This window comes from Polyangium sp. y55x31 (assembly GCF_029946505.1).
In the GTDB taxonomy this organism is placed as follows: Bacteria; Myxococcota_A; Polyangia; order Polyangiales; family Polyangiaceae; genus Polyangium.
Genome location: NZ_JARZHG010000001.1, coordinates 848,692 through 874,311 on the forward strand (window position 1 = coordinate 848,692; position 25,620 = coordinate 874,311).

Genomic DNA, 25,620 nt, shown 5'->3' on the forward strand with positions numbered 1-25,620 from the left:
CCAGTAACGACAAACCCGACTCACCCGTCCGCACGACGATCCTGACCGGACCGCGCCCCATCTTCATCGATCCCGCCGCCCGCATCCTTCGGCGTGGATCTTCCCGAGGACTGCTTCCCGGTACCACCGGGGCGCCTCGCATCATGGCGCTTGCGGCCCGCCGCTGCACCTTCGAGCGGCGTTGCGGCGAGCGCGGAGGCCGCTTGCACGGCCTCCCGGAGCGCCGCCGCGATCCGATCATCCTTGATCGCCACGACGGCGAGCCCTTCCGCGCGCTTCGACGACGCAGCGGCAGAGCACAACGTAGCCAAGACTTTCTTCGTCCCCCAGGCGACCGCGCGCCCCTCGGAGATCGCCCGGCGCACGGCCGAGAGCTCCGAGCCCGCCGCCGCGTCCGTCGCGACCACGATGAGATCCGCTTCCCCCCGTTCGTCCGCGCCCGTCACCGCGTCCGCCCCGAGCGCGACCTTCCGCGCCCGGGCCGCCGCGACCACGAGCCCCTGCACCCGCCGATCGAGCGCGCGCACGATCGCCCGCGACAGCGAGCTCGCGTCGAGCGGGACGAGCTTGCCCGACGACGTCGTCTCCGACGCCGCCGTCTCCTCGCCCGTCTGCTCGGGCGCCTCGTCCCAGAGCAGGCTCACCTTGCCCTTCGCAGCGCGCGAGAGGCCCTTCTGCGCGGCCTTCTCGACGCAGGACGGCCTCGGGTGCACGTGCGCGCCGCGACCGAAGCCGCCGCTCGCCGCGTCCACCGCGACCTCGCCGCCCGGGCCGAGCACGAGACGGACGAGCACGGACGGAGCCGCCCCGGAGCGCGGGAGTTCGACCCGCTCTCCACAGCCGACACACGTGCGCACCCGAGACGAACCTTCTCGGTCCGCCTGCGGCGTCGCTCGCTCTGTGTCTGTCCGTGCTTCCACCATCGTCCGTTTCGTTCTCTGGGTGCGGCTCGTCCACGAAGGGACGGCCGCGCCCTCTTACGCCTGCTTTGTCGAAGCCGCCACTGCGGCGCGCCTCGCGTCTGCGCGGCCCGCCTCGAGCACCTTCTGCTCGCTCTCCACGAAGTCCCGCGCCCCCTGCCGGATGGCCCGAGCCTTCTTGATGCCGAGGCCCGTCCGGATCGCCAGCCGGTCCTCGTCCTCGCGGAGAATGTCCTCCACGGTCTTGTAGCCCGCCTCTTCGAGAAGGCCCACGGTCCGGTCGCCGACGCCCCGAATGAACATCAACCGCTCGCGATCCGTGAGCGGCTCCGTCCGCATGCTCGCGGCCCGGATACGCTCCTGGCGCAGCCGCTCCATGGTCGTGTCGGCCTGCGTCTTGATCCGCTCGGCCACCTCGGCGCCGCCGAGCCCGGGGATCGCCGCGAGCTCCTCGACGGCCGCCTCGCTGACCTCCTCGAGCGCCCGGAAGCCGAGCCGATACATCGACTTCGCGATCGACTCGGACACGCCGTCGATCTGCTGGAGCGCGTGGATCGCCTCCTCCTCCATCTGCTTGAACTTGGACTCGCTGATGATGTCGAGCTTCCAGTTCGTGAGCTGGGCGGCGAGCCGGACGTTCTGGCCCTTCCGGCCGATCGCGAGCGAGAGTTTTTCGTCGGGCACGACGAGCTCCATGCGCCCGTCCGCCTCGTCGACGATGACCTTGTGCACCTCGGCCGGCTGGATCGCAGCGATGACGTACCGCGCCGGATCCCGATCGAACGGCACGATGTCGATCTTCTCGCCGCGCAGCTCCTGCACGACCGCCTGCACGCGCGAGCCCTTCATGCCGACACACGCGCCCACCGGATCGACGTCCGCGTCGCGCGAGGTCACGGCGATCTTCGAACGCGCGCCCGGCTCGCGGGCGACCGAGACGATGCGCACGATGCCCTCGTAGATCTCGGGCACCTCGGCCTCGAAGAGTTTTTCCACGAGGCGCGGATCGGACCGAGACAGGATCACCTGCGGCCCACGCGCCTCGCGATCGATGTCCTTCACGTAGGCGACGATGCGGTCGCCCGGCCGGTACGTCTCGCGCGGCGTCTGCTCGCGGAACGGCAAGATCCCTTCGGTCTTGCCGATGTCGACGATGATGTTGTTGCCCTTCTCGAAGCGGCGAACGATGCCGCGGATGAGCTCGCCCTTGCGGTCCTTGTACTCGTTGAAGATGAGGTCGCGCTCGGCGTCGCGGACGCGCTGCAAGAGGACCTGCTTCGCCGTCTGCGCGGCGATGCGGCCGAACGTCGTGCGCCCGGCCTTGAGCTTCAGGATGTCCCCGAACTCCTTGTCCTGCTCGCGGGCCTTCTCCGCGTCCTCGGGCCGCCAGAAGACCTGAAAGCCGAGCTCCTCGCCGAGCGTCGCATCGAGCTTGTGCTTCTCCACGTCGGCGAGCGAAATCTCGCGCTCCGGCTCGGCCACGTCCTCGACGACGGTCATGTACTGGAAGAGGTCGACCTGGCCGCTGTCCTCGTTGAACCGCGCCTCGAGCTCACGCGTCGGTCCGAAGACGCTCTGGGCTGCCTTCAAGATCGCCGCCTCGATCGTCTCGACGAGGATCTTCCGGTCAATGCCCTTCTCCTTCGCGACCTGCTCGAGGATCGCCCCGAGGCTCGTATCCACGGTGGGCGTCGCTCCCATCGTTGCCATGGCTGCTCGCTCTCCTGATCTCAACTACCGGTTACCGCTTTGCTTCGACTTGCCCGCGCGCGCGCTCTGCTTCTGCTTCTTCGGCTGCGTCACGAGCTCGAACACGAGACGCGCCTCCACGACATCCGCGAAAGGCGCTTCGATCCGCTTGCCGTCGACGATGACGGCGATCTTGTCGTCCGGCGCCTCCGCGAGCTCGCCGCGCAGGAGGCTCTGACCGTCGGGCGCCGGCCGGGAGAGCTTCACACGCGCCAATTTGCTGCGGAATCGCCGGAAATCCGAAAGGCTCTTCAAGCGCCGCTCGAGCCCGGGTGAGGACACCTCGAGGCTGTAATGATGCGGGATCACGTCGTCCTCTGCGTCGAGCGCCGTCGAGGCGTCCCGCGAGACGTCGGCGCAGTCGTCGAGCGACACGCCGCCCGCCGGATCCGACGAGTCCTGCAAGCCCTCGCGCTCGATCGTCAGGCGCAAGGTCCACGTCCCCTGATCGGTGAACCACTCGACGTCCACGAGCACGACGCCGTGGCTCGCAAGCACGGGGCCGACGGCCGCACGAATGCGGTCGAAATCGATGGTCTTCTTGCTGGTTTGCTCGTTCGACGCTTGCTGCATGCCTGAGAGGACGGGCGCGAGGCCCCGCGCGGCGGAGGCCGTCTTCGCCCCGGGCGCCCGCCTTGCGAGGGCCCACGCGAAAAAAAAAGAGCCGATTCCCAAACTTGGGAATCCGGCTCCGCGGATCCGCCTAGTTTTGTCGGGGTGACTCTAAACGAACATGGGCGGATACGCAAGGGGGCATGCACGCCCACCGCGCACGAGCGAAAAGCCCAGGAAATCCGCCGTGAAGCGGGCTTCCGGGCGGGCAGGCGTGGCCTCGCTAGGCGAGGTTCGGCAACGATACCACGTCCACGTGCAGGACCTCGTCGAACGCGGCGATTTCTTTCATGCAGGCATCACTCGGCCGTCCAGAGACCCGCATCTTCGTACACGTCGCGAGCGCGCCGTCGAAGACGGTGTTCGAAATCTCCTCGATGTTGATGCCGTGACGCTTGAGCACGCTCAGCGTGTTCGCCAAGACGCCCACCTTGTCGAGCATGCGAATCACGACGACGTAACGAGCGGGCGAGGTGGCGCAGATGTTCACCACGTTCGGCACGGTCTCCTCGGTCATGAAGGCGCGGATGATGCGCGCGGTCTCCATGGCGATCGCCCGCTGCGCCTGCTCGGTCGACGCGCCGATGTGCGGCGTCCCGTAGACGAGGCCCCGGCCGAAGATGCGCGGCTCGATCGTCCCCGTGCCGCGATCCGGCTCGTTCGGAAACACGTCGAGGCCGACGCGCAGGCCCTTCTTCGCGATGACGTCCTCGAGGGCCTCGTAGTCCATCACTTCGCTGCGCGCCGTGTTCACCACGATGGCCCCGTCCGGCAACGCTTCGAGCACGTTGCGACCGACGATGCCGCGCGTCCGGCTGTCGAGCGGCAGGTGAATCGTGAGCACGTGCGAGCGCGCCGCGAGCTCTTCGAGGCTGCGTGCGAAGCCGACGTCGAGCCGCTGCGCCTTGTTCTGCGAAAGCGAGCGCGACCAAGCGTGCGGCTCGAGGCCGAAGCCACGCGCGCGATTGAGGACCTCACGTCCGACTGCGCCGAGCCCCGCGACGCCGATGCGCCGACCGAAGAGCCCCTCCGCCTGCGCGTATCGGGTCTTTTCCCATTTGCCCGCGCGCAGATCCGTCGTCGCGTCGACGATGCGGCGATCGAGCGCGACCACGAGGCCCATCGTCAACTCGGCGACGGCGATCGCGTTCTTGCCGGGGCAGTTCGCGACGTAGACGCCACGCGCGCTCGCCGCGGCGACGTCGATCGTGTTCACACCGGCGCCCGCGCGCACGATGAGGTTGAGCTGGCGACCCGCCTCGATGGCGCGTGCCGTCACCTCCGTCGAACGAACGACGAGAATACCGATGCCCTCGAGGGCCGCGGGTAACGTCTCCTTGGTAAGCTCCGGGCGGGAAATGATCTCGACACCCAGGATGCGGAGCTCCTCGAGCGCCTGGGTGTCCATCTTGTCGGCGATCAAGAGGCGCATGCGAGGGCGAACGGTAGCAGAAAAGGCAGCGCGGTTGTTCGTCCTCGTGGCGTCGATCGGTTTCTCGGGGTGCACCTCGAACCACCGGGTCTCACCCTGGGGAGGCGGAGAAATGCCCCCCATCGCGGCGTTCGCCGCGGCGCCCGACATCGAGGTGCAGCTCTCCGCGATCGACGAGGAGACGAAAGCCCTCGGCCTGCAGAAGACGTCCGAGATCCGCGCCAAGCTGCCGCGCGGGGGCGGCAACGTGGTCGTCCGGGGCTACGAAGCAGTGGACATCCTCGGAAGAAAGATCTTCGCCGTGCGCGCTGCCACGGTGCACGGCGTGGTGCTCGCCGTGGGCCCGCGCGACGCGGCCGATCACGCGACGGAGCTCTTGCCCTCCCTCGTCCCCGGCGCGAGCGGCGGCTACGAGGACGGCGCGTTTCGCGCGCTCACGGATCTCAACGGAGATGGAGCACTCGACGTGGTGCTGCGTGGCAGCGGCGGCGCGCTCGAGGTGCACCGGATCTTCCCGACGGGATCGGCGCAATACGACGTCGAGATGACGCTCGCGCCGACGGAGGTCGCCGACGTCGACGAGGATGGGCACCTCGATCTCGTAGGTCGCGTGGCCGTGCCGGAGGACGATCCGATCCGGCCCGCGTTCGTCGAGGTCGCGACGTTCGAGGCCGGGCGATACCGCGCGCGCTCGGAGGCCGCGATCGCCTTTCACGCGCGCCGCGCCGACGCGCCGCTGCGGACGCCGAAGGAGAAGGAGGCGCCGGTGGATGACGCGACGCGCGTCCGTCGCGCGCTCGAGCAGGCATGGCACGCGCTCCACGCTGGTCGCGCGCGCGCGGCCACGCTGGAGGCGCTCGAGAAGGAGCCGGTCCCTGTATCCCTCCGGGCGTCGTTCGACGCGCACGTCGCGCGCATCCGATCGGCTTTTCCCGCGCAGCGCTAGAAGTCGAAGTCGGTCGTGCGCAGCGGGATCTGCGGCATCTGGAACGCCTGCTGGAACGTGACGACGAACTGACCCGGCCACGGGCCCTCGGGGGCGAACTCGCGCGTCAGGGGAAACCCCCAGTCGACACGCATGACGGAGCGATCGAGCTGCGGGAAGACGGCGCGCACGCCCACGCCGACCGAGTGCTTCATGCGCATCTCCTCGAAGCCGTCGAACGCGTCGCCGGCGTCGAAGAACGCGACGGGCCCGAGCTGGAACGAGAAGAGCTGAAAGGGACGCACGCGGAACTCGAGGTTGTACGTGAGCACGTCCGAGCCGATGTACGCGAGCGTCGTGTAGCCGCGCAGCCGCGTGTCGCCGCCGAGCACGGTGCGCCGGTTCATGTAGTTGCGGAAGCGACGAAGGATGCGGGCGTCGAGGACGAGCCGGCCGATGCCCGTGCGCGGGGTCTGGATGCGCGCGCCGGCTTCGAGCGACGCGTCGGCGATACGCTCGGGCTCCGCCTCGATGATGCCCTCCGCGAAGACACGCGCGATGCCGTCCCCCATCGGCGCCGTGTAGCTCGCCGACGCCGTGGCGCCGAAGAAGTCGCGGCTCGATCCGATCCCGGCGAAGACGGGATAGACGCGCAGGAGGAGGTCGTGGCCGAGCCGGATGTCCTCCTGCAAGCCGAGCGTGTTGAAATCGAGCACACGCATGAAGCGCGTGGAGTAGGCGCGGATCTGGGCGAAGGGGCCGATGCGCGTGTCGCTGCGCGGCACGGCGAAGTCGACGAACTCGCGCGCAGCGTCGGGCGCGTAACGAGAGAGATCGCCCTGCCGGTAGACGCGGCGGGTCGCCTCGACGCCCACGCTGATGTCGTGTTTCGTGCGACGGCCGAAGGATCGCGTGAGCATGTACGTGCCCGCGAGCACGTCGGCGCGGTAGCGGAAAGGGATCGCGTCGTCCTGCTCGGTGGACTTCGCGTCGAAGGTAGCGAGCTGGCCGCCGACGTAACGACGATCGATCTCGTAGCGCCACTTGATCTGCGCGAGGTACGACCACTCGGCGCGGGTCGAGTAGAGAGGCTGGCCGTACTGAAACGTGCCGAAGGAGCCCTCGGGTTTGCCGCTCTCGCGGTTCCACACGACGTTGCCCTCGGCCTTGAAGAGGATGCGGCTGCCGCCGACGCGCGGGATCGAGTAACGCGCGCCGAGGGCGTAAGTCTCGGGCTGGATGTACGCCTGGACGAGCGCGGAGTGGTGCGTGCCGAAGAGGTTCTCCTCGCTCGGCTGGACGAGCAGGTACTCGAAGCCGCCCCGGGCGATACGAAAGCCCATGCCGACGCGCAGGCTCCAGACGTCCTTCGTGACGACGACGAGGCGCACGCGGTCGGGCTTGCTGCCGCGCGCCGCGAACACGAGCACGAGCGAGAACTGCGGGATGTTGCGGAGGTTTCGACCCGTCTCGTCGGCGAGATCCTGCCTGTACGCCTGCCCCGGTTCGAGGAGGACCTCGCGGCGTACGACGTACTTGCGCGTCGTGGCGTGGAAGATGTTGATGAAGTTCGGGACCGGATCACGCGGCTCGATGACGTCGAGCGTGACGACGTCGACGGCCTCGATGGTCTTGCCTTCGGGCGACTCGTCGAGCGTCTTGCCCTGCTTGGTGAGGATCTCCTTGATCGTCTCGCGCTCGTACGGCGAGTACGAGGGCGGCGGCAGCGCTTCGTCTCTTTCCTCGGCCGCCCCCACGAGGGACGAGGAGAGCGACGAAACGAGGAGCGCCGCGAGCGCTAGAGCGAGAGCTTGTCGGCGGGCGGGTACGTCGCGACGACGTTCACCTTGTAGCGGACGTACTGGTGCGGGATCGTGGGCCAGTCGGGCTTCGGCATGGCGCGCTTGACGCAGCGAAGCAGCTCCTTCGCTTTGTCGCGCTTGATGCTCGACGACTTGCCGACGAAGAGGTTCGTCTTCTTCGTGCGGAAGTCCATCTCCATCACGAAGCTCACGGTGGTCTGCGACTTTCCGGTGGGCGCGCACGCTGTGTTCTCGCGGATGGCGCGGGCGAGGCCGTCCTCGAAGAAGGTAACGTGATCGCACCGCTCCGGTGGAGTCTTGCCGGGCCCCGGGTTCTCACAACGAATCGTGGTGAACGGGGAAAGGGTGACCGGCGGCGGGCCCGCGTCGACCACGAACACCGGTGCGCTCGCGTCCATCGGCGTGCCTGCGTCCGCGACGGCGGCATCGGCCGAAGGGATCGAGTCGGGCCGCGGCCCGCGCCAGAGGTAAAGAGGAACGGCGACGAGGATCATCCCCGCGACGAGCGCGAAAATGATCTGCATGCGCACGGGCCGCTCGCCCCCGCCGCGACCAAGGTAGCGGTACGGGGACGGCTGCGACGGCGGGCTCGACGACAGCGGGGGCCTGATCATCGTCGGCCGAAGCTCTTCACCGGGAGAACACGGGGTTAGTCGAGGAGGGTCCGGGCCGGTCGACCCGGCTCGCCCTTGACGATGGTGGCGGTGAGCTCGAGCGAGTCCGGCAGCGTGCCCTGCACTTGCGAGAGGACTTGCTCGACGACGTGGCGGGCCTCTTCGAGCGAATGACCGACCATCGAGACCACGAACTTGAGCGGCCCGGTGCGACCGGCGACGACGGGCGTGAGGCTCAGCATGAGCATCTCCGTCAGGTCGACGACGCGCTGGGCAGCCTTGCGCAGCGCGAGCATCTCGAGGATCGTCGGCCGCTCGCTCACCTGCCGGTTCGGGCCGCGCAGCTCGTAGCGCGCGACCTGCACGTTCACCTCGGCCCACTCGGCGAAGAGCCCGTCCTCGTCGATGGCCTTCATGAGGTGCTCGCGCACGAGCAGGCCCGTGAGGCCGTCGCGCTTCGCGAGGTACTGGCGCGCGCGCTTGTGCGAGGGCGACTCGGGGCCGAAGCTCACGAGCTTCAGGCGGCACTCGCCGACCTGGACCTCGCCGTTGTGCATGAAGGTGATCTGGCTCTTGCGCTCGAAGCCGAACTCCGCGTAGCTGCCGTTCGTGCTGCCGAGGTCCTCGATCGTCCACGAGCCCGACTGGCAACGGAGCAGCGCGTGCTGGCCGCTCACCGTGGCCTCGGGGATCACGAGGTCCTGATCGGCGCGGCGGCCGAGGGTCATGATCGGTTTGTCGAGGGGCAGGATCTGCCCGACGATCTCCGGCGCGTTCGTCGCGTACGTGATGAGCAGCGACTGCGCGCCGGGCGTGAACGCGGCGGTCTGGGCGCGGCCCGGCGGCGGCCCCGGCTCGAGCCGCTCGCGCGGGAGCTGGATCGGGCTCGTCGTGAGCTGCGTCGGGTTGAAGAACCGGAGGTGACGCGCCTGCGGGCGCATCGTCGGGTCTTCGTTCATGCCGCGGAAGATCTGCTTGACCTCGTCGGTCGCGAGGCCCGCGGGCACGTCGAACATGATCTGCTGGCGCATGGGCCGCGCGCGCGGCTTGTAGCCCGGCTCGGGGACGCGACAGGTCCACATCTCCCAGAGCGTGAGCACCATGGCGTAGACGTCGTCGTCGACGCTGGCGCCGCCGTTGCGCAGGCGCTCGGGCGACATGTAGTTCGGCGTGCCGCCGTCCGGAGGCGCCCCGGGCCTGCGCGCGGAGGCGCGGGCGCGCTCCTGCGCGAAGCCGAAGTCGAGGATGACGGTGCGGCCTTCGCTCACCATCACGTTGCCCGGCTTGAGATCGCCGTGCACGAGGCCCTGCGCGTGGATCGCCGCGAGGCCGCTGCACACCTCCGACGCGATCTTCCGGAACTCGTCGGCGGTGTAGCCGCCTTGCGCTTTCTTCTTCCGGATGTGCGTGTGGAGGGTTTGTCCGGCGATCTTCTCCATCACGAGGATGGGCCCCCAGAGGCTCGGGGCGAGATCGAAGACCTTGCAAACGTTGGGATGGGCGACCGATCGCGCGAGCAAGAGCTCTTGCCGCAGCGCCTCGTCGTCGCCGGGCATGCGCGATTCCTCGCGCACGACCTTCAGCGCGACCTCTTGCTGCGTCGATCGGTCGAATGCGAGGAAGACCTCGCCCATGCCACCCTTGCCGAGGCTTTGTCGGATTTCGTATCGGTCGTTGATGACCGTTCCGGGAGTGATCGGGGGGGGAGGAGTTCTGTTGGTCACGACGAGAAGAGGGTCAGCCGCCTCGTTGCCCAGTGGGTCGGGACGGTGCTGGTTTCCCACAAGCGTCGTCCATCTCGGGCAAGAGCGCAACGAGTCCTTTTCAAGAACGAGTACCTTCCCGCACGGACAAGCGTTTTCCGGGGTTTCGGGGTCGGTCCGGGCCCACCACGCGGCCCCGGTGGCCCGTGGCCCCTCTCGCACGTCCCCCCTTCCCCGCCTGTTTGTAGCCCCCCCGTGGTCGCCTCCCCACGCCCGAGTGGCCGGCGAGTGAGCGAGCGCTCCGGTCGATGAACCTCTTCTTGACTGCACGCTCGTTCATCGCCTACGCCGCCCCCTGCAGGCCCCGGGATGGAAATCCTGGGGCTCGCCGATCTCGAGCAGTGGGCGCGCGTGTGCGGTGAGTCGAGGCTCGCCGGGCGCGCGCGCCGGACAACAGGGAAGCCGGTCCAACGCCGGCGCGGCCCCCGCCACTGTAGCCGGGGACGAAGGCGGAAGATCCACTGCGCGAAGAGCTCTTCTCCGGTGCGAGCCGGGAGGAGCGAACGCGCGGGAAGGTCCGCCCGAGGACGATCCGGGAGCCAGGAAACCTGCTGCGTCGAGGCCCGACCGCGGCCTCCGGGGTGGAGCATGCGGCGAGGGGGCCCTCGCATCCGCGGCTCTCCGTCCATGCCCACGCCGGCGCCGCTCTTCGGCGGGATCCTTCGATTCCGCCCACGAGACCCGAGGGCGCGGGTGTGTCGCCCATCCGGAGACGAACATGAACGACGAATCGAAACGCTGGAAGAGCGCGCGGCTCGCGCTCGCCCTCGCGATCGGCGCGAGCTCGATGATGGTCGCGTGCGGCGACGACTCGAACGGGAGCGGCGGCAACGGCGGCAGCGGTGGGAGCGGCGGCAGCGGTGGGAGCGGCGGCGCTGGTGGCGGCAGCAGCGCGTGCCTCGACCCTGCGACGTACGCGGATCTTTTCACCGTGAAGGATGCGGGGTTCTGCGTCGTGGGGCTGTACGACTCCGACGTGGTCCTCGGCTCGCCCTCGACGTGGGGGAGCCACGGCGGCCCGGTCGCGGTGAGCCCCGGACCCGCGCCGGGCTTCGTGGCGATCGAGCGCCTCACGCCGCCCGACGGCGCGATGGGCAAGCTCGACATCGACCTCGGCGACGTCGACGCGAAGATCCCGGAGATGACGTTCCTTGGAGCTCAAGCGATCGATCTGCCCTTCTTCGACTGGACGGTCGTCTCGTACACGGCCTCCGATCTCACGGGCGAGATCATCCTGCTCGATGGCTCGCTCGTCATGGCGCGTTACCCGGTGAACGGGTTCTACGCAGGCGTCGGCGTGGGCGACGGGACGCTCGGGCGGCTGCTCTACACGGGTCTTTCGCCCGTGAACGACGCCGCGACGAAGACGAACGCGCTCTACGCGGCCGATTCCTGCGGCACGAAGGCGACCATGCCGCGACTCGTGCCCGACGGCGACATGTCGTGCGCCGCGCCGCTCGCGGTCGACACGTTCGGCGTCGCGTCCGGCCCGATCGCCGCGGATCGCGCGGGCAACGTCTTCGTGATCATGTCGGAGGCGGGCGGTGATCAAGATGCACGCGGCTACGCGGCGGAGAAGGTCGCGCGGGGCGCGGAGCCTGCGGCCGGCGCGTCGCTCTTCAAGGTGCCGGGGTACGCGGGCAGCCTCGCCGCGATCTCGCCCGGCGCCGACGACGCCGGCGTGCTCGCGTTCCAGCCCGTCGATGGAACGACGTTCGATTCGCTCGACGTCGTCGCGCAGCGCTACCGCGTGGAAAACGGGGCCGTCGTCCCCGAGGGCACGCCCGGTGTGCTCCTCTCGGCAGCCACGCCGGGCACGTCGCTCCCCTTCTTCACGGATGACCAGGATCGGCTCTGGGTGGTCGGTCAACGCGGAATGAACACGACGGTCCTCGCGGTCGTGGCCCGCGTCCCCTGATCCCCTGCGGTTCTCGCCCCAAGTGGTAGCCCGGGAGACCATGCCGCCGAACGCCGGCCGGCGTGGTCTCTCGGCATCTGCACGTCGGGGGATGTATCTCCGCGACAGGGCGTGATAATCGAGGCATGACGGGGTTCCCCCATGGGAGGCGTCATGAACTTCCTCGAGCCCGACACCGATCGCGTCGTCCGCGTGAGCATCGACGCCTTCCTCGAGGGAAGGCTGCGCCCGGACGTGGCCGGCGATCGGGTCTTCGAGACGAAGAACAGCCGATATCGCATGCTCGCCGGCAAGCTCGTGGCCGCGACGTCGTCGCAGCTCGTGGGCTCGGAGCTCGTCGGGTGGCTCGTCGACGAGGAGTCCGACAAGGCGCGTGTCCTTCCGCGCTGGTCACCCGGCGCGCGCGCGGTCTTGCTCGTCAAGCGCCTCGGCCGGCACATCGTGGTCACCTCCGCGACGCTGATGATGGAGGTCGACGGCGTGCTCGTGGAGGGATCCGACACGCGCCCGATGCCGTCGGGGAAGGTGAGCACGCCCGCGATGCTCGCCGTGACTCCACCCTCTGCGCAGGTGCCGGTGATTCCCAAGGCCGCGGCCGTGCCGCGTGGCGTCGGGATGGAGATCCCGCTGCCGGACATCGCTGCGGCGGATGCGCCGCCTTCCGCGCCGCGTGCGCCCATCAACCCTTCGACGCCGCCGCCGGGCCCGGGCCCTGCGTCGGGGAAGGTCGTTCCGTCGACCCCGACGCCCCCTGGACGAACCTCGCTCGGCTGACCACCCGGCCACCTCACGCCGGGGCAAGGAGTCAGCACAATTGACACAAGAGCGCGCCACCGGCAGACTTTTCCGCGCAACCGGAGCGTGCCTTAGGGGGCCGCCGCTCGCCGAGGATCCAAACCCGATGGCCCAGGTTCCACATATGGGCGCGTCCCGACAAGACCAGCAGGCGGAGGGCGTCGATGACCCGAAGGGGGCCGCGCCGGATCCCCTCATCGGGATGACCATCGGCGGTCGCTTCAAGATCGTCGGCGTCATCGCCCGCGGCGGCATGGGCAAGGTGTACCGGGCCGAGCAAGCGCCGCTCGGACGCATCTGCGCCCTCAAGGTCCTCTCGCCGAAGTACGAGGGCGACCGCGATCCGGAGTTCCACAAGCGCTTCTTCCTCGAAGCGTCGATCGCCGCGAAGCTCACGCACCCGAACACGGTCACCGTGTTCGATTACGGGCAGAGCGACGACATCTATTACATCGCGATGGAGTTCGTCGACGGCAAGACGCTCCACCGCGTGCTGCGCGAGGAAGGCCCGTTCCCCGAGGGACGCACCTGCCACATCGCCCGGCAGATCTGCCGCTCGCTGCGCGAGGCGCACCAGATCGGCGTCGTGCACCGCGACCTCAAGCCGGGCAACGTGCTCCTGACGCAACACGGCGACGAACGGGACAACGTCAAGGTCCTCGACTTCGGCCTCGTCAAGGACGTGACCGGCGAGGCCGAGGATCTCACGCAACAAGGCCTGTTCATGGGCTCGCCGAAGTACATGGCGCCCGAGCAGATCGTGGGCGCGGAGGTCTCGGCGCGCACGGACATCTACTCGCTCGGCGTGATGCTCTACGAGATGCTCTGCGGCAAGGTGCCCTTCGACAAGGGCCCCGGCGTCGGCACGCTCATGGCGCACGTGAACGACCCGCCGCCGCCGATGATCCACTACAACCCGAACCTCGTGATCTCCGAGGAGATGGAGGCGATCGTCCTCCGCTGTCTCGAGAAGGATCCGCAGCGTCGCTTCGGGACCATGGACGAGCTGCTCAGCGCGCTGAAGCGTTGCGGCGGCGGCGCCGAGGAGATGATGACGGGGCCGTACCAGGCCTACGCGCACTCCGGCGCGTTCGGCCGCGCGCGACACCTCGACAGCCTCCCGCCCGGCGACACGACCGGCCTCTCGGGCCCGCTGCGCAGGCCCTCGGGTCCGCCCGGCGACAGCGGCCCTTCGACGTCGCTCTCGCTCTCCGGCGCGCGTCCCGCGGCGCTCGGCTTCAGCAGCCCGAGCACGCTCACCGATCCGCTCGCGGCCTCGCAGCCGATGGCCGTGCCCGACCCCGACGCGCTCTCCGGCCAGAGCGGCAAACGTCGGTTCATGTTGATCACGGGCGTCCTCGTGCTCGGCTTCGTGGGCATCATCATCACGCTCACGCAGACACGCGGCTCCGGCGACACGACGGCGAACAGCGCTACGCCCGCGACGACGCCGCCGCCCACGCCCACGCAGGCCACGCCGCAGACGCCTGCGCGTACGGGCGATCGCGTGGTGCACATCGAGAGTGATCCTTCCGGCGCGAGCGTCATGGAGGGCAGCGAGACGCTCTGCGGAGGCACGCCCTGCGACGTGACGTTCCGCGGCGCCGGCGCTGCGGCCGACGTCGTGCACAGCCTCACGCTGTCGAAGAAGGGCTACCAGTCGAAGACCATCAAGGTCACGGTCGTCGAGGAGAAGGTGAAGGTCACGCTCGACGCCGCCGCGGGCACCGTGCGCACCGCGCCCGCCACGACGAAGACCGGCGGGAACAAGGATCCGAACTACAAGCCGGACCCTTACAAAGGCAATCCTTACTGACGCGCGCGCGCGCCGCCGAAATGGCGGTGAGGCGTGATGCGGGCTCGTGTAGAGTGCGGTTTGCCCCCGAGGAACCGCCATGTCGTCCGAGCCCTCATCCGCCCACCGTGACGCGCCCTCTTCCTCCACGGAGCCACGACGCTCGCGCCCGACGCGCGTGCTCGTCGCGCTCGCCCTCGCCTTCGCCACGGCCCTCGCCGCGGGCCCCGCGATGGCCGACGCGCGCACCGAGGCGAGGCGGCACTTCCGCGCCGGCATGGAGCTCATCAGCAAGGGCAATTATCCCGAGGGCATCAAGGAGCTCGAGCGCGCGCAGGAAATCCTCCCGCACCCGAACGTCCTCTTCAACATCGCCCGCGCGCACGCCGAGGCCGGCAACCTCGAGCAGGCCATCACCGCGTACAAGCAGTACGTCGCGTCCGATCCGCCCGACCGCGCCGAGGCCGCGCAGGTCCTGAAGCAGCTCGAAGAGAAGCTCGCGCTGCAGCGCGCCGAGCAAGCGAAGAACACCGAGCCGCCGAAGACGAACGAGGGCGACACCAAACCCGGCGACACGAAGCCTGGCGACACCACGCCCGGCGATACGAAGCCCGGCGACACCAAGCCGAGCGACACGAAGCCCGGCGATACGAAGCCCGGCGACACCACGCCGAGCGACACGAAGCCCGGTGATACGAAGCCCGGCGACGCGAAGGCGCAGGCCGACGTCAACAAGATCGTCGGCAAGGCGCGCGACGAGGACGTCTACCGCGAGACGGTCATCACGGCTTCACGCGGCGCCCAGAGCCCGCTCGACTCGCCGAACTCGACCACGATCATCACGCGGCAGGACATCCGCCTCTCGGGCATCACGCGGATCCCCGAGCTGCTCCGTCGTGTGCCCGGCATGGACGTCATGCAAATCACGGGCGGCGACACGAACGTCTCGATGCGCGGCTTCAACAGCCGCCTCGCGAACAAGCTGCTCGTGCTCATCAACGGGCAGCGGCCCGCGTACCTCGACATCCTCGGCTCGACGTTCTGGGAGACGCTCTCGATCGACGTCGATCAGATCGAGCGCATCGAGGTCGTGCGTGGCCCGGGCTCCGCGCTCTACGGCGCGAACGCGTTCGCCGGCGTCGTCAACATCATCACGATCGCGCCGGGCGAGGGACGCACGGGCTTCCGCGTGGGCTACGGCGACACCGGCCAGGGCTACGGTTCGGCGTGGGCCACCGGGCGCGACGGTGACTTCGGGTATCGCGCGTCGGTCGGTTACACGCGGTATTCGCGGTGGACGCGCGAGGTGCAGGACGGACGCCAGGACGTCGTGGTGTTCGATCCGAACCAGAACCTCGGCGCGGAGAACCTGCGCGTCGACATCCGCCTCTCGCAGCGGTTCAAGAACAACCGCGAGCTTCAGATCGGCGGCGGCTTCGCGCGCAGCGACATCGACGTCTACGGCATCGGCCCGTTCAACGACTACCGCGCCCGCTTCGACAACTCCGACATCACCGCGCTCTTCAAGACCGAAAACTTTTCCGCGCGCGTCTTTTACGCTCGGGTCGCCGCGCAGACCTCGTCGAACCACGACTACTACGGCCACACGCTCTTCCCGAGCCAGGCGAACCAGAACGTCGTCGACGCCGAGCTCAACTTCTTCAAGGACGTCACGTGGCCGAAGTCGGTCGATCACAGCCTCCGCGCCGGCGCCGCGTACCGCTTGAAGTCGATCACCTGGACGTACCTGCAGGACGACACGCCGATCGAGAACTGGGGCTCGCTCTTCCTCCAGGACACGCTGCGCTTCGGCAAGAAAGTGCAGCTCGTCGTCTCGGGCCGCGCCGACTACGTGCCCTACCTCGAGACCGTGAAGGTCTCGCCGCGCGGCTCGCTCATCATCAAGCCGACCGATCTCCAGTCGATCCGCGTGAGCGGCTCGACGGCGTTCCGCAACACGACCTTCCTCGAGTCGTACCTCGACCTTCCGATCCAGCTCCAGCTCCCGGGCGTCGAGCTGATCTCGGCGTCGAAGCGTTACGAGGACACGTCGTTCCGGCTCCGGCCCGAGAGCATCATCACGGCCGAGGCGAGCTACCTGAACCAGATGAGCGATCGTTTCGAGTTCGAAGCGACCGCCTATTACAACCGCATCTCGGACCTGATCGCGCTCGCCGGTGAGCGGCCGCTCACGCTGGCGAACCGCGCCGACGGGCTCGGCGGGCTCAATCCGGAGACGGGCCGCTATACGGTCGGCTTCGGCGGATGGCTCAACCGCTGCGACATCCAGAACGTGTTCGGCGGTGAGGTCGGCACGCGCGTCTACCCGATCGAGGGCCTCGACCTCTTCGCGAACTACGCGCTGAACCTGTCCTCGCAGGAGCTGCCGGACGGCTGCTCGGCGCCGACGGATCAGCGCACGAGCCGGCACAAGATCAACGTGGGCGTCCAGCTCCGCACGAAGCCCGGCATCGACGGCGAGATCACCTTCCACTACCAGTCGGCGCAGACCTGGGCCGAGCAGGTCGCCACGCTCTCCGGCATCCAGGTGCAGACCTTCGACGTCCCCGGCTACGCTCTCCTGAACGGGCGCATCGGGTGGCGCTTCCCGATCGCCAGCACGACGGGCGAGGTCTCGCTCGTCGTGTACAACGCGCTCGCGGGCGTCGCCGAGGACCCGCCGCAGATGCACCCCTTCGGCAACCGCGTCGGTCGCCGCATCATGGGCTTCTTCCAGCACACGCTGTAGAGGTTTCGCTTGGACATCCAGTTCGTCGGTGCGGCGCAGACCGTCACCGGTTCGATGCACGTCGTCCGCACCGAACACGCCACCGTGCTGCTCGACTGCGGCCTGTTCCAGGGCCGGCGGCGCGAGTCGTTCGAGTACAACCGCCGCCTGCGCGTGCCCGCGCGCGAGATCTCGGCCGTGGTGCTCTCGCACGCGCACATCGATCACTCGGGCGCGCTCCCGATGCTCGCGAAAAACGGCTTCGACGGGCTCGTGTATGCGACGCCGGCGACGCGTGATCTCGCGGCGCTCATGCTCCGCGACGCGGCGGCGATTCAGCAGGCCGATGCGCGGTACCTGAACAAGCAATCCGTGCGGGAGGGTCGCGAGGACGAGCTCGTCGAGCCGATCTACGGCGAGGAAGACGTGCTCGACGCGATCTCGCGGTTCGTCTCGGTCCCCTACCACCGCTCGATCCCGATCGCGGACGGCGTGCGCCTGACCTTCCTCGACGCAGGGCACGTGCTCGGCAGCGCGATCACGGTGCTCGACGTCGAAGAGCGCGGGAAGAAGCGGCGCATCGTCTTCACCGGGGATCTCGGCCGCGCCGCCAGGCCCATCCTGCGTGATCCCGAGGTCCCCGAGGGCGCAGACGTCCTCATCACCGAGAGCACGTACGGCGATCGCCTGCACGACGGCGTCGACAAGATGGAGGACGACCTCGCGCGTGTCGTCACCCGGACGATAGGCCGGGGGGGAAAAGTCTTCATCCCCTCATTCGCGCTCGAGCGCGCGCAGGAGGTGATCTTCGCGCTGAAGAAGCTGCGCAAGGCGGGGCAGATCCCGCGCGTGCCGGTCTACGTCGACTCGCCGCTGACGGTCCGCATCACGGACGTCTTCAAGCTCCACCCCGAGTGTTACGACGCCGAGGCGCGCGAACTGCTCCGCGGCACGGACACGCCCTTCGACTTCGAGGACCTCGAGTACATCGAGGACAAGGAGCGCAGCAAGGAGATCGGCGGCGAAGGCAGCGCGATCGTCATCTCGGCGAGCGGCATGTGCGAGGCCGGCCGCATCCTCCATCACCTGAAGAACGGCGTGGAGGATCCGCGGAACACGGTGCTGATCGTGGGCTACCAGGCGCAACACACGCTCGGCCGGAGGCTCGTGGAGAAACGCGCGCGGGTGCGGATCTTCGGCGTCGAGCGTGAGCGGCGCGCGGACGTCGTGGTCCTGAACGGCTTCAGCGCGCACGCCGATCAGCGGGATCTCGTGGCCTACGCGGACGCTTGCCGCGCCCGCGGCCCGGCGTCCACGATCGCGCTCGTGCACGGCGACCCCCAGCCGCAACGTATCCTCGCCGAGAAGATGCGCGACCGTGGGCACGGCTCGATCGTGATCCCCGCGCCGAACGACAAACTCGAGATCGTTTGACGTTCAACCTTTCACGGCGTGAACGATCGCCGCGACGAGCGGCTCGTCCTCGCCGTCGAGCAAGGTGCGCACGTCGAAGAGGATCCGGCCTTCCTGCACGCGCGGCAGGACCGGCGGATCTCCCGCGCGGAGGCGCTCCGCGATCGCCGCGAGCGCGCCGCCCGCCCCTTCGATCGCCACGCCGAACGAGGGCAGCGGCTCCTCGGCGCACGCGCCTCCCCCCACGGCGCCCCCGATCTCCACGACGGATGACGTCACACCCTTTCGCGCGAGCTCGGCCTGGATCCGCTCGGCCCGCGCGCGCACGGCGGAGAGCGGCGCGCGCAGCGCGGCCAGGGTCGGGATCGCGTCGAGGTCGCCTTCGAGGTACGCGGCGAGCGTTGCTTCCAGCGCGACCAGCGGGAGCCGACCGAGCCGCAATGCGCGCGCCAGCGGATCTTTCCGGCACGCCGCGACGAGATCGGCGCGCCCCACGATCGCTCCGCCCTGCGGACCGCCGAGCACTTTGTCGGTGCTGAAACAAACCACGTCGGATCCCGCCTCGACCGAGCTCCGCACGCTCGGCTCGCCCGACAACCCGAGCGGCTCGAGATCCACGATCGCGCCGCCGCCGAGGTCCTCCAGCAAGAGCACCTTCCGCTCGCGCGCGAGCGCCGCGAGCGCTCCATGATCCGGCCGCTCGACGAACCCCACCTGACGGAAATTTCCTTGATGCACGCGCAGGATCGCCGCTGCGTCGGGCGCCGCATCGAGCGCGCGCGCGTAGTCCGCGATCCGCGTCTTGTTCGTCGTGCCCACCTCGACGAGCCGCGCGCCCGATCGCGCCATCACGTCGGGCACCCGGAACCCTCCGCCGATCTCCACGAGCTCGCCGCGCGACACCACGACGGGCCGGCCCGCCGCGAGCGCGCCCAGCATCAAGAGCACGGCCGCGGCGTTGTTGTTCACGACGAGCGCCGCCTCCGCGCCCGAGAGCTCGCAGAGCGCGTCCTCCGCGAACGCGCCGCGACGCCCGCGCCTCCCCGTCGCGAGATCGATCTCGATCGACGTGTACCCCGAAGCCGAGCTCGCGAGTGCGTCGGCCACACGCGCGCCGAGCGGAGCACGTCCGAGGTTCGTGTGCAGCACGACGCCCGTCGCGTTGATCACCCGACGCGCGCGCGTCCGGAGCGTTCGTTCGGCGTGCGCCGCGATGCGAAGCGCCACGTCCTCCGCGGAAGGACACGGCGCGCCGCCGCGCACGGCGTCACGTGCTTCGTCGAGAAATCGCCGCACGAGACGCGTCAGCGCAGCGACGCCGAGCTTGCGCTTGGCCTCTGCGAGGGACGGACTCGCGAGGACACGGTCCACCCGTGGGATGCCCCGCAGATCCACGCTCCCTGTCCCTCGCGTTTCCTCCTCGCCCATCGGCTGCTACATCTAGCTGCTCTCCGCTGCTTCTCCCGTACTTTTTGCGCACACACACTTACGCGGCCTCGCCAGAACCCGCGCCGCGCGGGGCCGATGAGGAGACGATGCGAACGTACCGCCCCTCGTGGCGCGGCGGCTTGCTCGCCGCCCTGGCCCTCGCGAGCGCCCTCGCGCCCCACCCCGCGTCCGCCAGTTGGCCTCCGTCGCCCGACGCGGACATGTCCGATCCCGCGAACTGGCCGAACGATCCGGGCTACGCCTACGCCGAGGATCGCGACGGCCAGTGGAACTACTACTCGTTCCTGCCGCCCGCCGCGCCGGGCGTGGTGAGGCGCGCCGACGAGGTCGCCTCGGGCATGAGCATCGACCGCGCGTGGCGCGTCTCGATCGGCGATCCGCGCGTCGTCATCGCCGTGACCGACAGCGGCATCTTCTGGGAGAAGCCCGATCTCCTCGACAAGGCGTACCTGAACCGCCGCGAGCTCCTCACGCACAAGCCCTTCCAGACGGGCGGCAGCCCCTGCGGCGGCGACGGAGATCTCGCCGGCTTCGACTGCAACGGCGACGGCGTCTTCTCGGTCTCGGACTACGCGACCTCGATGCCGCTGCCCGCGTCCGATCGCAACGCGAACGGCGTGCTCGACGCCGGTGATCTGATCCTCGCCTTCTCCGATGGCATCGATGACGACGGCAACGGGTACATCGACGACATCTCGGGCTGGGACTTCATGAAGAACGACAACGACCCGTACGACGACACGCGGTACGGGCACGGCACGGGCGAGGCCTCCGACTCGTCGTCCCAGGCCAACAACGGAGTCGACCTCGCGGGCGCCTGCCCGCGCTGCATGTTCCTCCCGCTCCGCGTCGGCGACAGCTTCATCGGCGACGTGCAGGCCTTCGGCGAGGCCGTCGTCTACGCGACGGACAATGGCGTGAAGGTCGTGCAGTGCGCGCTCGGCACGCTGAACATGACGCGCTTCGCGCAGGCCGCGCTCGACTACGCGTACGAGAACAAGGTCCTCGTCGTCACCTCGATGGCCGACGAGAACTCGCGCCACCACAACATGCCGGCCGCGAGCAACCACACGCTGCCGGTGCACGCGATCCAGTACGACGGCGCGAGTGCTCGCACCTCGCGCAGCTTCGTCGACTTCCACCCCTGCTCGAACTACGGCGGCCAGAACCTGCTCTCGGCTTCGGGCAACTCGTGCTCCAGCGAGGCCACGGGCCAGCTCAGCGGCATCGCGGGCCTGCTTTATTCGGCGGCGCTCCAGTACAACACCGTGCCGCAGCTCTCGCCGGGCGAGGCGCAGTCGATCTTCTTCTTCACGGCCGACGACATCGACGTGCCCGAGTCCCGCGATCCCGGCTCGATCTACCGCTTCTCGCAGCCCGGCTTCGATCAACGCTTCGGCTACGGCCGCGTCAACGCGAGCCGCGCGCTCGAGGCGATCCGCGACGGCCGCATCCCGCCCTCGGTCGACATCGTCTCGCCGCGCTGGTTCGAGGTCCTCTACCAGGATCGTGTGGACGGCCCGATCCAGATCCGCGGCACCATCTCCGCGCCGCGGGCAAACGCCTACGACTACGTCGTCGAGTGGGCGAGCGGCGTGCAGCCCCTCGAAGAAGACTTCCAGAAGCACGTCCTCGATCATCGCGAGAACCTTGATCCCACCTTCATCGCCGGCAGCGCCGAGCCCCTCGCGCTCCTCGACGTCCGCAACGTCACCGTGAGCCACGCGCGCGACGTCGACAGTCCCTTCGGGGAAAACGATCACACGATCACCGTGCGTGTCCGCGCGACCGCGCACTACGGCGGCGCCGTCGGTGACGTGCGAGGCGAGATGCGCCGCACCTACTACGTGCACAGCGATCCCGACCTCGCGCGGGGTTTTCCCGTCTGGCTCGGCGACAGCCTCGAAGCGAACCCCAAGATGGCCGACCTCGACGGCGACGGTGTGCGCGAGCTCGTGGTCCCGACGGGCGGCGGCGCGATCCACGTCCTCACGCTCACGAAGGCCGGCCCCGTCCCCTTCCCCGGCTTCCCCTTCCAGACGACCTCCATCGACGGCCTCACGGCGCCGCCCGAAAGCGACACCCCGAGCCACATCACCGCGCCCGGCTACGCGTCGGGCAAGGTCGATCCGAACCTCGCGCGCGAGGGCTTCATGAACGCGCCCGCCATCGCCGACCTCGACAGCGACGGCAGGGTCGAGATCGTCGCGTCCACGTTCGCCGGGACGATCTACGTCCTCGGAGCGGACGGCTCGGTTCGCCAAGGTTTTCCGCGGCGCTTGCCGCGCATCCCCTCGTGCCCGCGTGGCGTCGACGTACCTCCGCCCGGCGGCCCTTGCATGGACGAGGACCAGCGCATCACGCGTGGCGCCTTCGCCTCGCCCGTGCTCGTCGATCTCGATCGAGACGGCCGCCTCGACATCGTGCAGGCCGCGTTCGACGGCAAGGTCTACGTCTTCGACGCGGACGGCGCATCGCTGCCTGGTTTCCCCGTCGAGATCCGCATCGACCCCGAGCACAACCCCAAGAAGCGCAGCCGCATCCTCACGACGCCCGCGGTCGCGGACTTCAACGGCGACGGCGTGATGGACCTCGTCCTCGGCTCGAACGAGCGGCTCGGCAAGAGTGGTCAGTTCGGCGGCATCACGGTCGTCGATGGTCGCGGCACGAAGGCCCCCGAGGGCCCGATCGTCGCCGGCTGGCCCGTCTCGCTCAGCTCCTTCGAGCTCTTCCCGCTCGTCGCCGAGGGCATCCCGAACGCCCCGGCGATCGCGCGCTTCGAGGGCACGCTCGCCGCCGTCGCGCACGGCAACGTGAGCCTTCCGTTCGTCGTGCCCGCCGATCCCGGCGGACAAACCTCGCTCGGCGCACCGCCCGCGAACGCCCTCCCCGCTCGTCCCGACCCGACCGATCCCGACAAGACGATCCGCGGCCTCGACCCCTCCAGCATCTTCGGCCCGCTCACGCGCGCCTCGCAGCCGAACACGATGCTCCCGCTCTTTTCGAGCCCCTCCGTCGGCGACCTCGATCAGGACGGCGTGCCCGACGTCATCGCTTCCGGCGGCTCGCTCTCGCTCGCGCAGGCGCTCCAGGGCGGCGGCGCGGGCGCGGGCGAGCACCTGCTCGCGGTCTGGAGCGGCAAGACCGGCGCGATGCTCCCCGGCTCGCCCTTCCTCCTCGAGGACTTCACGTTCTTCAACAACCACGCGATCGCCGATCTCGACGGCGACGACTACCCCGAGGTCATCACCGGCTCGGGCGGTTACTTCCTCCACGCCTACGACGCTTGCGGCCGCGAGCCCGCGGGTTTTCCCAAGTTCACGGGCCAGTGGATCGCCTCCACGGCCGCCGTCGGCGACCTCGACGGCGACGGCACGCTCGAGGTCGCGGTCGGCACGCGCAGCGGCTTTTTGCACGTCTGGCACACGCGCGGCCGCACCGACGGCGTCATCGCGTGGGAGAGCTACCACCACGACAACCGCAACACGGGCAGCCTCGAAACCCAGCTCGATCAGGGCACGCCCCTCAAGGCCAAGGCCCCGCTCACGGCCCTCGCCTGCGAAGAAGCACGGCTCCCGCGGGCCCTCGAAGCGGCCGGCGGATGCGATTGCCGGGCTGCCGGCCAGGGCCGCGAAGGCGGGCGCGCGGCGGGACTCTTGGCCGTGGGCCTCGCGCTCGTGCTGGCGAGGCGGCGACCTGCGCGCAGCTAGGCTACCCTCTCGTTCGTGTCGCCTCCCGTTCGTATCTACCTCTCGCCCGGCATGTTCGGCTTCGCGCGGCTCGCGTCGTTCGAGTACTTCGAGCACCTCGTCGTCGCGCTCGAAGAGCGCTTCCGCCAGCGCGGCCGCGTCGCCAAGGTCCTCGTCTGCGACGTCCACCCGACGGCCAGCGTCTGCCGCCGCGCGGCCAAGCTCGCGCACATGATCGCCGCCACGGCCGGCGACGACGACGGACCCATCCACGTGATCGGCCACTCGACGGGTGGCCTCGACGCGCGCCTCGTCGCCTCTCCGACCGCGCGCTTGCCCGGCGTCGCCCGCAAGGACCTCGCGTGGCTCCCGCGGCTCTCGTCGATCACGACCATGAACACGCCGCACTACGGCACGCCGCTCGCGGCCTTCTTCGCGACGGTCAGCGGCCAGCGCATGCTCTACGCGATCTCCGCGCTCACCGTGACCGCGCTCAAGCTCGGCGCGCCCCCGCTCGCCGCGACGTCCGCGCTCGTCGCCGCGTTCGGCCGCCTCTCGATCGGCAACTTCGAGCTCGAGATCATCAACCGCGCCGTCGACGCCGTGGCCAAGGTCCTCGACGAAGCGTCGAGCCGCGAGCTCCGCACCTGGCTCGATCTGCTCCGCGGCGATCAGGGCGCCATCGTGCAGCTCATGCCCGAGGCGATGGACCTCTTCCAGGCCGGCGTCGAGGATCGCCCCGGCGTGCGCTACCAGTGCGTCGCGACGTATGCGCCCTCGAACGCGGTGCGCGACTGGATCGCGGCCCTCCGCTCGCCGTGGAGCGCGATGAGCGCGACGATCTTCACCGCGCTCTACAACCTGACGAGCCGCCTCGACGAGCGGTACCCGTGCGCGGCGGCGGACGGGTCGGCGCAAGCGAAGCTCAAGGCGATGCTCGGCGAGGCCTTGCCTCCGACGGCGAACGACGGCGTCGTTCCTTTGACCTCCCAGATCTGGGGCGACCTCGTCTGGGTGGGCAAAGCGGACCACCTCGACATCGTCGGCCACTTCCCGGGCGCGGGAGGCCACACCGACTGGCTCGCGAGTGGCGCGCGGTTCCAGCGCGTGCGATTCGACGTGGTGATGGATCGGATCGTCTCCGGCATGATCGTCGGCGAAGAGCTTCGCGACGCGCGCACGCCCCTGTCCGAGCGCGCGCCGAAGAGCGCTCCGGCGAGCGTGCGTGGGGTGTCGTGACGAGCAAGCGGCGCTCGCTCGAGCTCTTGCACGAAGCGCTCGTCGAGTGCCGCCGCTGTGATCGCCTGGTCGCGTGGCGTGAAGAGGTCGCGCGCGTGAAGCGCCGCGCCTACCGGGACGAGACCTACTGGGGCCGCCCGATTCCTGGCTTCGGCGACCCCGACGCCGCGCTGATCATCATGGGCCTCGCGCCGGCCGCGCACGGCGGCAACCGCACGGGCCGGATGTTCACGGGGGATCGCTCGGGCGATTTTCTTTATGCCGCGCTCCACCGGGCCGGCGTCGCCTCGCAGCCGACGAGCGTGCGCCGCGGCGACGGCCTCGCGCTCACGGGTGCGTTCATCGTGGCCCCGTGTCGCTGCGCGCCGCCCGAGAACAAGCCCACGCCGGCGGAGCTCGCGAACTGCCGCCCCTGGCTCGAAGCCGAGCTCGCGCTGCTCGACCGGGCGCACACCTACCTCGCGCTCGGGAAAACCGGCTACGACGCGGTCCTCACGCTCGCCAAGAAGCACGGCGATGTCTCGGCTGCGCCTGCGTTCGCCCACGGAGCGCGCGCAGAAATCCCGGATCCGCGGGGCACCGGCGGACGGGCGTGGTTGTTCGGGAGTTACCACGTGAGCCAGCAGAACACGCAGACGGGCCGGCTCACGGCGGCGATGTTCGACGAGGTCTTGGCGGCGGCGCTCGAACGAGCGCGCCGTTAGCCCTTCCCCCGCCTAGCCCCCTCTCCCGCCTAGCCCCCTCTTCCGCGCCTAG

Annotated in this window: 17 protein-coding genes and 1 riboswitch; of the genes, 9 read left to right on the plus strand and 8 right to left on the minus strand. The window is 69.5% G+C overall.

From position 1 onward, the window contains the following. Window positions 1–20: 20 nt before the first annotated feature. From QHF84_RS03010 to QHF84_RS03025, 4 genes are all read right to left on the minus strand, one after another. Window positions 21–923, minus strand: coding sequence for a YlxR family protein (locus QHF84_RS03010; RefSeq protein ID WP_281311622.1), 903 nt, complete (start codon window positions 921–923; stop codon window positions 21–23). Window positions 924–977: 54 nt separating this feature from the next. Then, a complete protein-coding gene (nusA, locus tag QHF84_RS03015; protein ID WP_136932528.1) occupies window positions 978–2,630 on the minus strand; it encodes a transcription termination factor NusA in 1,653 nt (550 codons plus the stop codon). Window positions 2,631–2,654: 24 nt separating this feature from the next. After that, a complete protein-coding gene (rimP, locus tag QHF84_RS03020) occupies window positions 2,655–3,242 on the minus strand; it encodes a ribosome maturation factor RimP (RefSeq protein ID WP_281311623.1) in 588 nt (195 codons plus the stop codon). A gap of 262 nt (window positions 3,243–3,504) precedes the next feature. Further along, window positions 3,505–4,713, minus strand: a complete 1,209-nt coding sequence (locus QHF84_RS03025; protein ID WP_281311624.1) for an NAD(P)-dependent oxidoreductase — start codon at window positions 4,711–4,713, stop codon at window positions 3,505–3,507. 112 nt (window positions 4,714–4,825) lie between these two features. Between QHF84_RS03025 and QHF84_RS03030 the strand changes: the two genes are divergently transcribed. Continuing rightward, window positions 4,826–5,659, plus strand: a complete 834-nt coding sequence (locus QHF84_RS03030; RefSeq protein WP_281311625.1) for a VCBS repeat-containing protein — start codon at window positions 4,826–4,828, stop codon at window positions 5,657–5,659. Here the strand turns inward: QHF84_RS03030 and QHF84_RS03035 are convergent. From QHF84_RS03035 to QHF84_RS03045, 3 genes are read right to left on the minus strand one after another with little or no spacing between them, the layout of a single operon-like run. After that, window positions 5,656–7,395, minus strand: coding sequence for a hypothetical protein (locus QHF84_RS03035; protein ID WP_281311626.1), 1,740 nt, complete (start codon window positions 7,393–7,395; stop codon window positions 5,656–5,658). The two genes, QHF84_RS03030 and QHF84_RS03035, sit on opposite strands and share 4 nt — an antisense overlap. 41 nt (window positions 7,396–7,436) lie before the next feature. Then, a complete protein-coding gene (locus QHF84_RS03040; RefSeq protein ID WP_281311627.1) occupies window positions 7,437–8,075 on the minus strand; it encodes a hypothetical protein in 639 nt (212 codons plus the stop codon). A gap of 35 nt (window positions 8,076–8,110) precedes the next feature. Continuing rightward, a complete protein-coding gene (locus QHF84_RS03045) occupies window positions 8,111–9,799 on the minus strand; it encodes an FHA domain-containing serine/threonine-protein kinase (RefSeq protein ID WP_272423323.1) in 1,689 nt (562 codons plus the stop codon). Window positions 9,800–10,230: 431 nt separating this feature from the next. Continuing rightward, window positions 10,231–10,388, plus strand: a riboswitch (cobalamin riboswitch). Between the two features lie 168 nt (window positions 10,389–10,556). Here QHF84_RS03045 and QHF84_RS03050 point away from each other — a divergent pair. The 5 genes from QHF84_RS03050 to QHF84_RS03070 all read left to right on the plus strand — a co-directional run bounded on the left by QHF84_RS03050 (window position 10,557) and on the right by QHF84_RS03070 (window position 18,508). Continuing rightward, entirely contained in the window at window positions 10,557–11,756 is a 1,200-nt protein-coding gene (locus tag QHF84_RS03050; RefSeq protein WP_281311628.1) for a hypothetical protein, read from the plus strand. Between the two features lie 153 nt (window positions 11,757–11,909). Then, window positions 11,910–12,530 carry a hypothetical protein gene (locus QHF84_RS03055; protein WP_281311629.1) on the plus strand — a complete coding sequence of 207 codons (621 nt, stop codon included), beginning with the start codon at window positions 11,910–11,912 and terminating at the stop codon, window positions 12,528–12,530. Window positions 12,531–12,657: 127 nt separating this feature from the next. Next, entirely contained in the window at window positions 12,658–14,367 is a 1,710-nt protein-coding gene (locus QHF84_RS03060; RefSeq protein ID WP_281311630.1) for a serine/threonine-protein kinase, read from the plus strand. Between the two features lie 79 nt (window positions 14,368–14,446). Then, window positions 14,447–17,095, plus strand: a complete 2,649-nt coding sequence (locus QHF84_RS03065; RefSeq protein WP_281311631.1) for a TonB-dependent receptor — start codon at window positions 14,447–14,449, stop codon at window positions 17,093–17,095. A 9-nt stretch (window positions 17,096–17,104) separates the two neighbouring features. Further along, a complete protein-coding gene (locus QHF84_RS03070; RefSeq protein ID WP_281311632.1) occupies window positions 17,105–18,508 on the plus strand; it encodes an MBL fold metallo-hydrolase in 1,404 nt (467 codons plus the stop codon). Between the two features lie 3 nt (window positions 18,509–18,511). Here the strand turns inward: QHF84_RS03070 and selA are convergent, their stop codons facing one another. After that, window positions 18,512–19,915 (minus strand): L-seryl-tRNA(Sec) selenium transferase, encoded by a 1,404-nt coding sequence (gene selA, locus QHF84_RS03075; protein ID WP_281311633.1) that lies wholly within the window; start codon window positions 19,913–19,915, stop codon window positions 18,512–18,514. Window positions 19,916–20,022: 107 nt separating this feature from the next. Between selA and QHF84_RS03080 the strand changes: the two genes are divergently transcribed. From QHF84_RS03080 to QHF84_RS03090, 3 genes are read left to right on the plus strand one after another with little or no spacing between them, the layout of a single operon-like run. Then, window positions 20,023–23,646, plus strand: coding sequence for an FG-GAP-like repeat-containing protein (locus tag QHF84_RS03080; protein ID WP_281311634.1), 3,624 nt, complete (start codon window positions 20,023–20,025; stop codon window positions 23,644–23,646). Window positions 23,647–23,661: 15 nt separating this feature from the next. After that, window positions 23,662–24,864 carry a hypothetical protein gene (locus QHF84_RS03085; protein ID WP_281311635.1) on the plus strand — a complete coding sequence of 401 codons (1,203 nt, stop codon included), beginning with the start codon at window positions 23,662–23,664 and terminating at the stop codon, window positions 24,862–24,864. Further along, window positions 24,861–25,568 (plus strand): uracil-DNA glycosylase, encoded by a 708-nt coding sequence (locus QHF84_RS03090; RefSeq protein WP_281311636.1) that lies wholly within the window; start codon window positions 24,861–24,863, stop codon window positions 25,566–25,568. Before QHF84_RS03085 ends, QHF84_RS03090 begins: the two co-directional genes overlap by 4 nt. The last annotated feature ends 52 nt before the right edge of the window (window positions 25,569–25,620 follow it).

Coding starts and splice junctions, on each gene's coding strand:
- QHF84_RS03055 (WP_281311629.1), top strand. CDS start 11,910: ATGAACTTCCTCGAGCCCGACACCGATCGCGTCGTCCGCGTGAGCATC.
- QHF84_RS03030 (WP_281311625.1), top strand. CDS start 4,826: ATGCCCCCCATCGCGGCGTTCGCCGCGGCGCCCGACATCGAGGTGCAG.
- QHF84_RS03010 (WP_281311622.1), bottom strand. CDS start 923: ATGGTGGAAGCACGGACAGACACAGAGCGAGCGACGCCGCAGGCGGAC.
- QHF84_RS03080 (WP_281311634.1), top strand. CDS start 20,023: ATGCGAACGTACCGCCCCTCGTGGCGCGGCGGCTTGCTCGCCGCCCTG.
- QHF84_RS03050 (WP_281311628.1), top strand. CDS start 10,557: ATGAACGACGAATCGAAACGCTGGAAGAGCGCGCGGCTCGCGCTCGCC.
- QHF84_RS03025 (WP_281311624.1), bottom strand. CDS start 4,713: ATGCGCCTCTTGATCGCCGACAAGATGGACACCCAGGCGCTCGAGGAG.
- rimP (WP_281311623.1), bottom strand. CDS start 3,242: ATGCAGCAAGCGTCGAACGAGCAAACCAGCAAGAAGACCATCGATTTC.
- nusA (WP_136932528.1), bottom strand. CDS start 2,630: ATGGCAACGATGGGAGCGACGCCCACCGTGGATACGAGCCTCGGGGCG.
- QHF84_RS03060 (WP_281311630.1), top strand. CDS start 12,658: ATGGCCCAGGTTCCACATATGGGCGCGTCCCGACAAGACCAGCAGGCG.
- selA (WP_281311633.1), bottom strand. CDS start 19,915: ATGGGCGAGGAGGAAACGCGAGGGACAGGGAGCGTGGATCTGCGGGGC.
- QHF84_RS03040 (WP_281311627.1), bottom strand. CDS start 8,075: ATGATCAGGCCCCCGCTGTCGTCGAGCCCGCCGTCGCAGCCGTCCCCG.
- QHF84_RS03065 (WP_281311631.1), top strand. CDS start 14,447: ATGTCGTCCGAGCCCTCATCCGCCCACCGTGACGCGCCCTCTTCCTCC.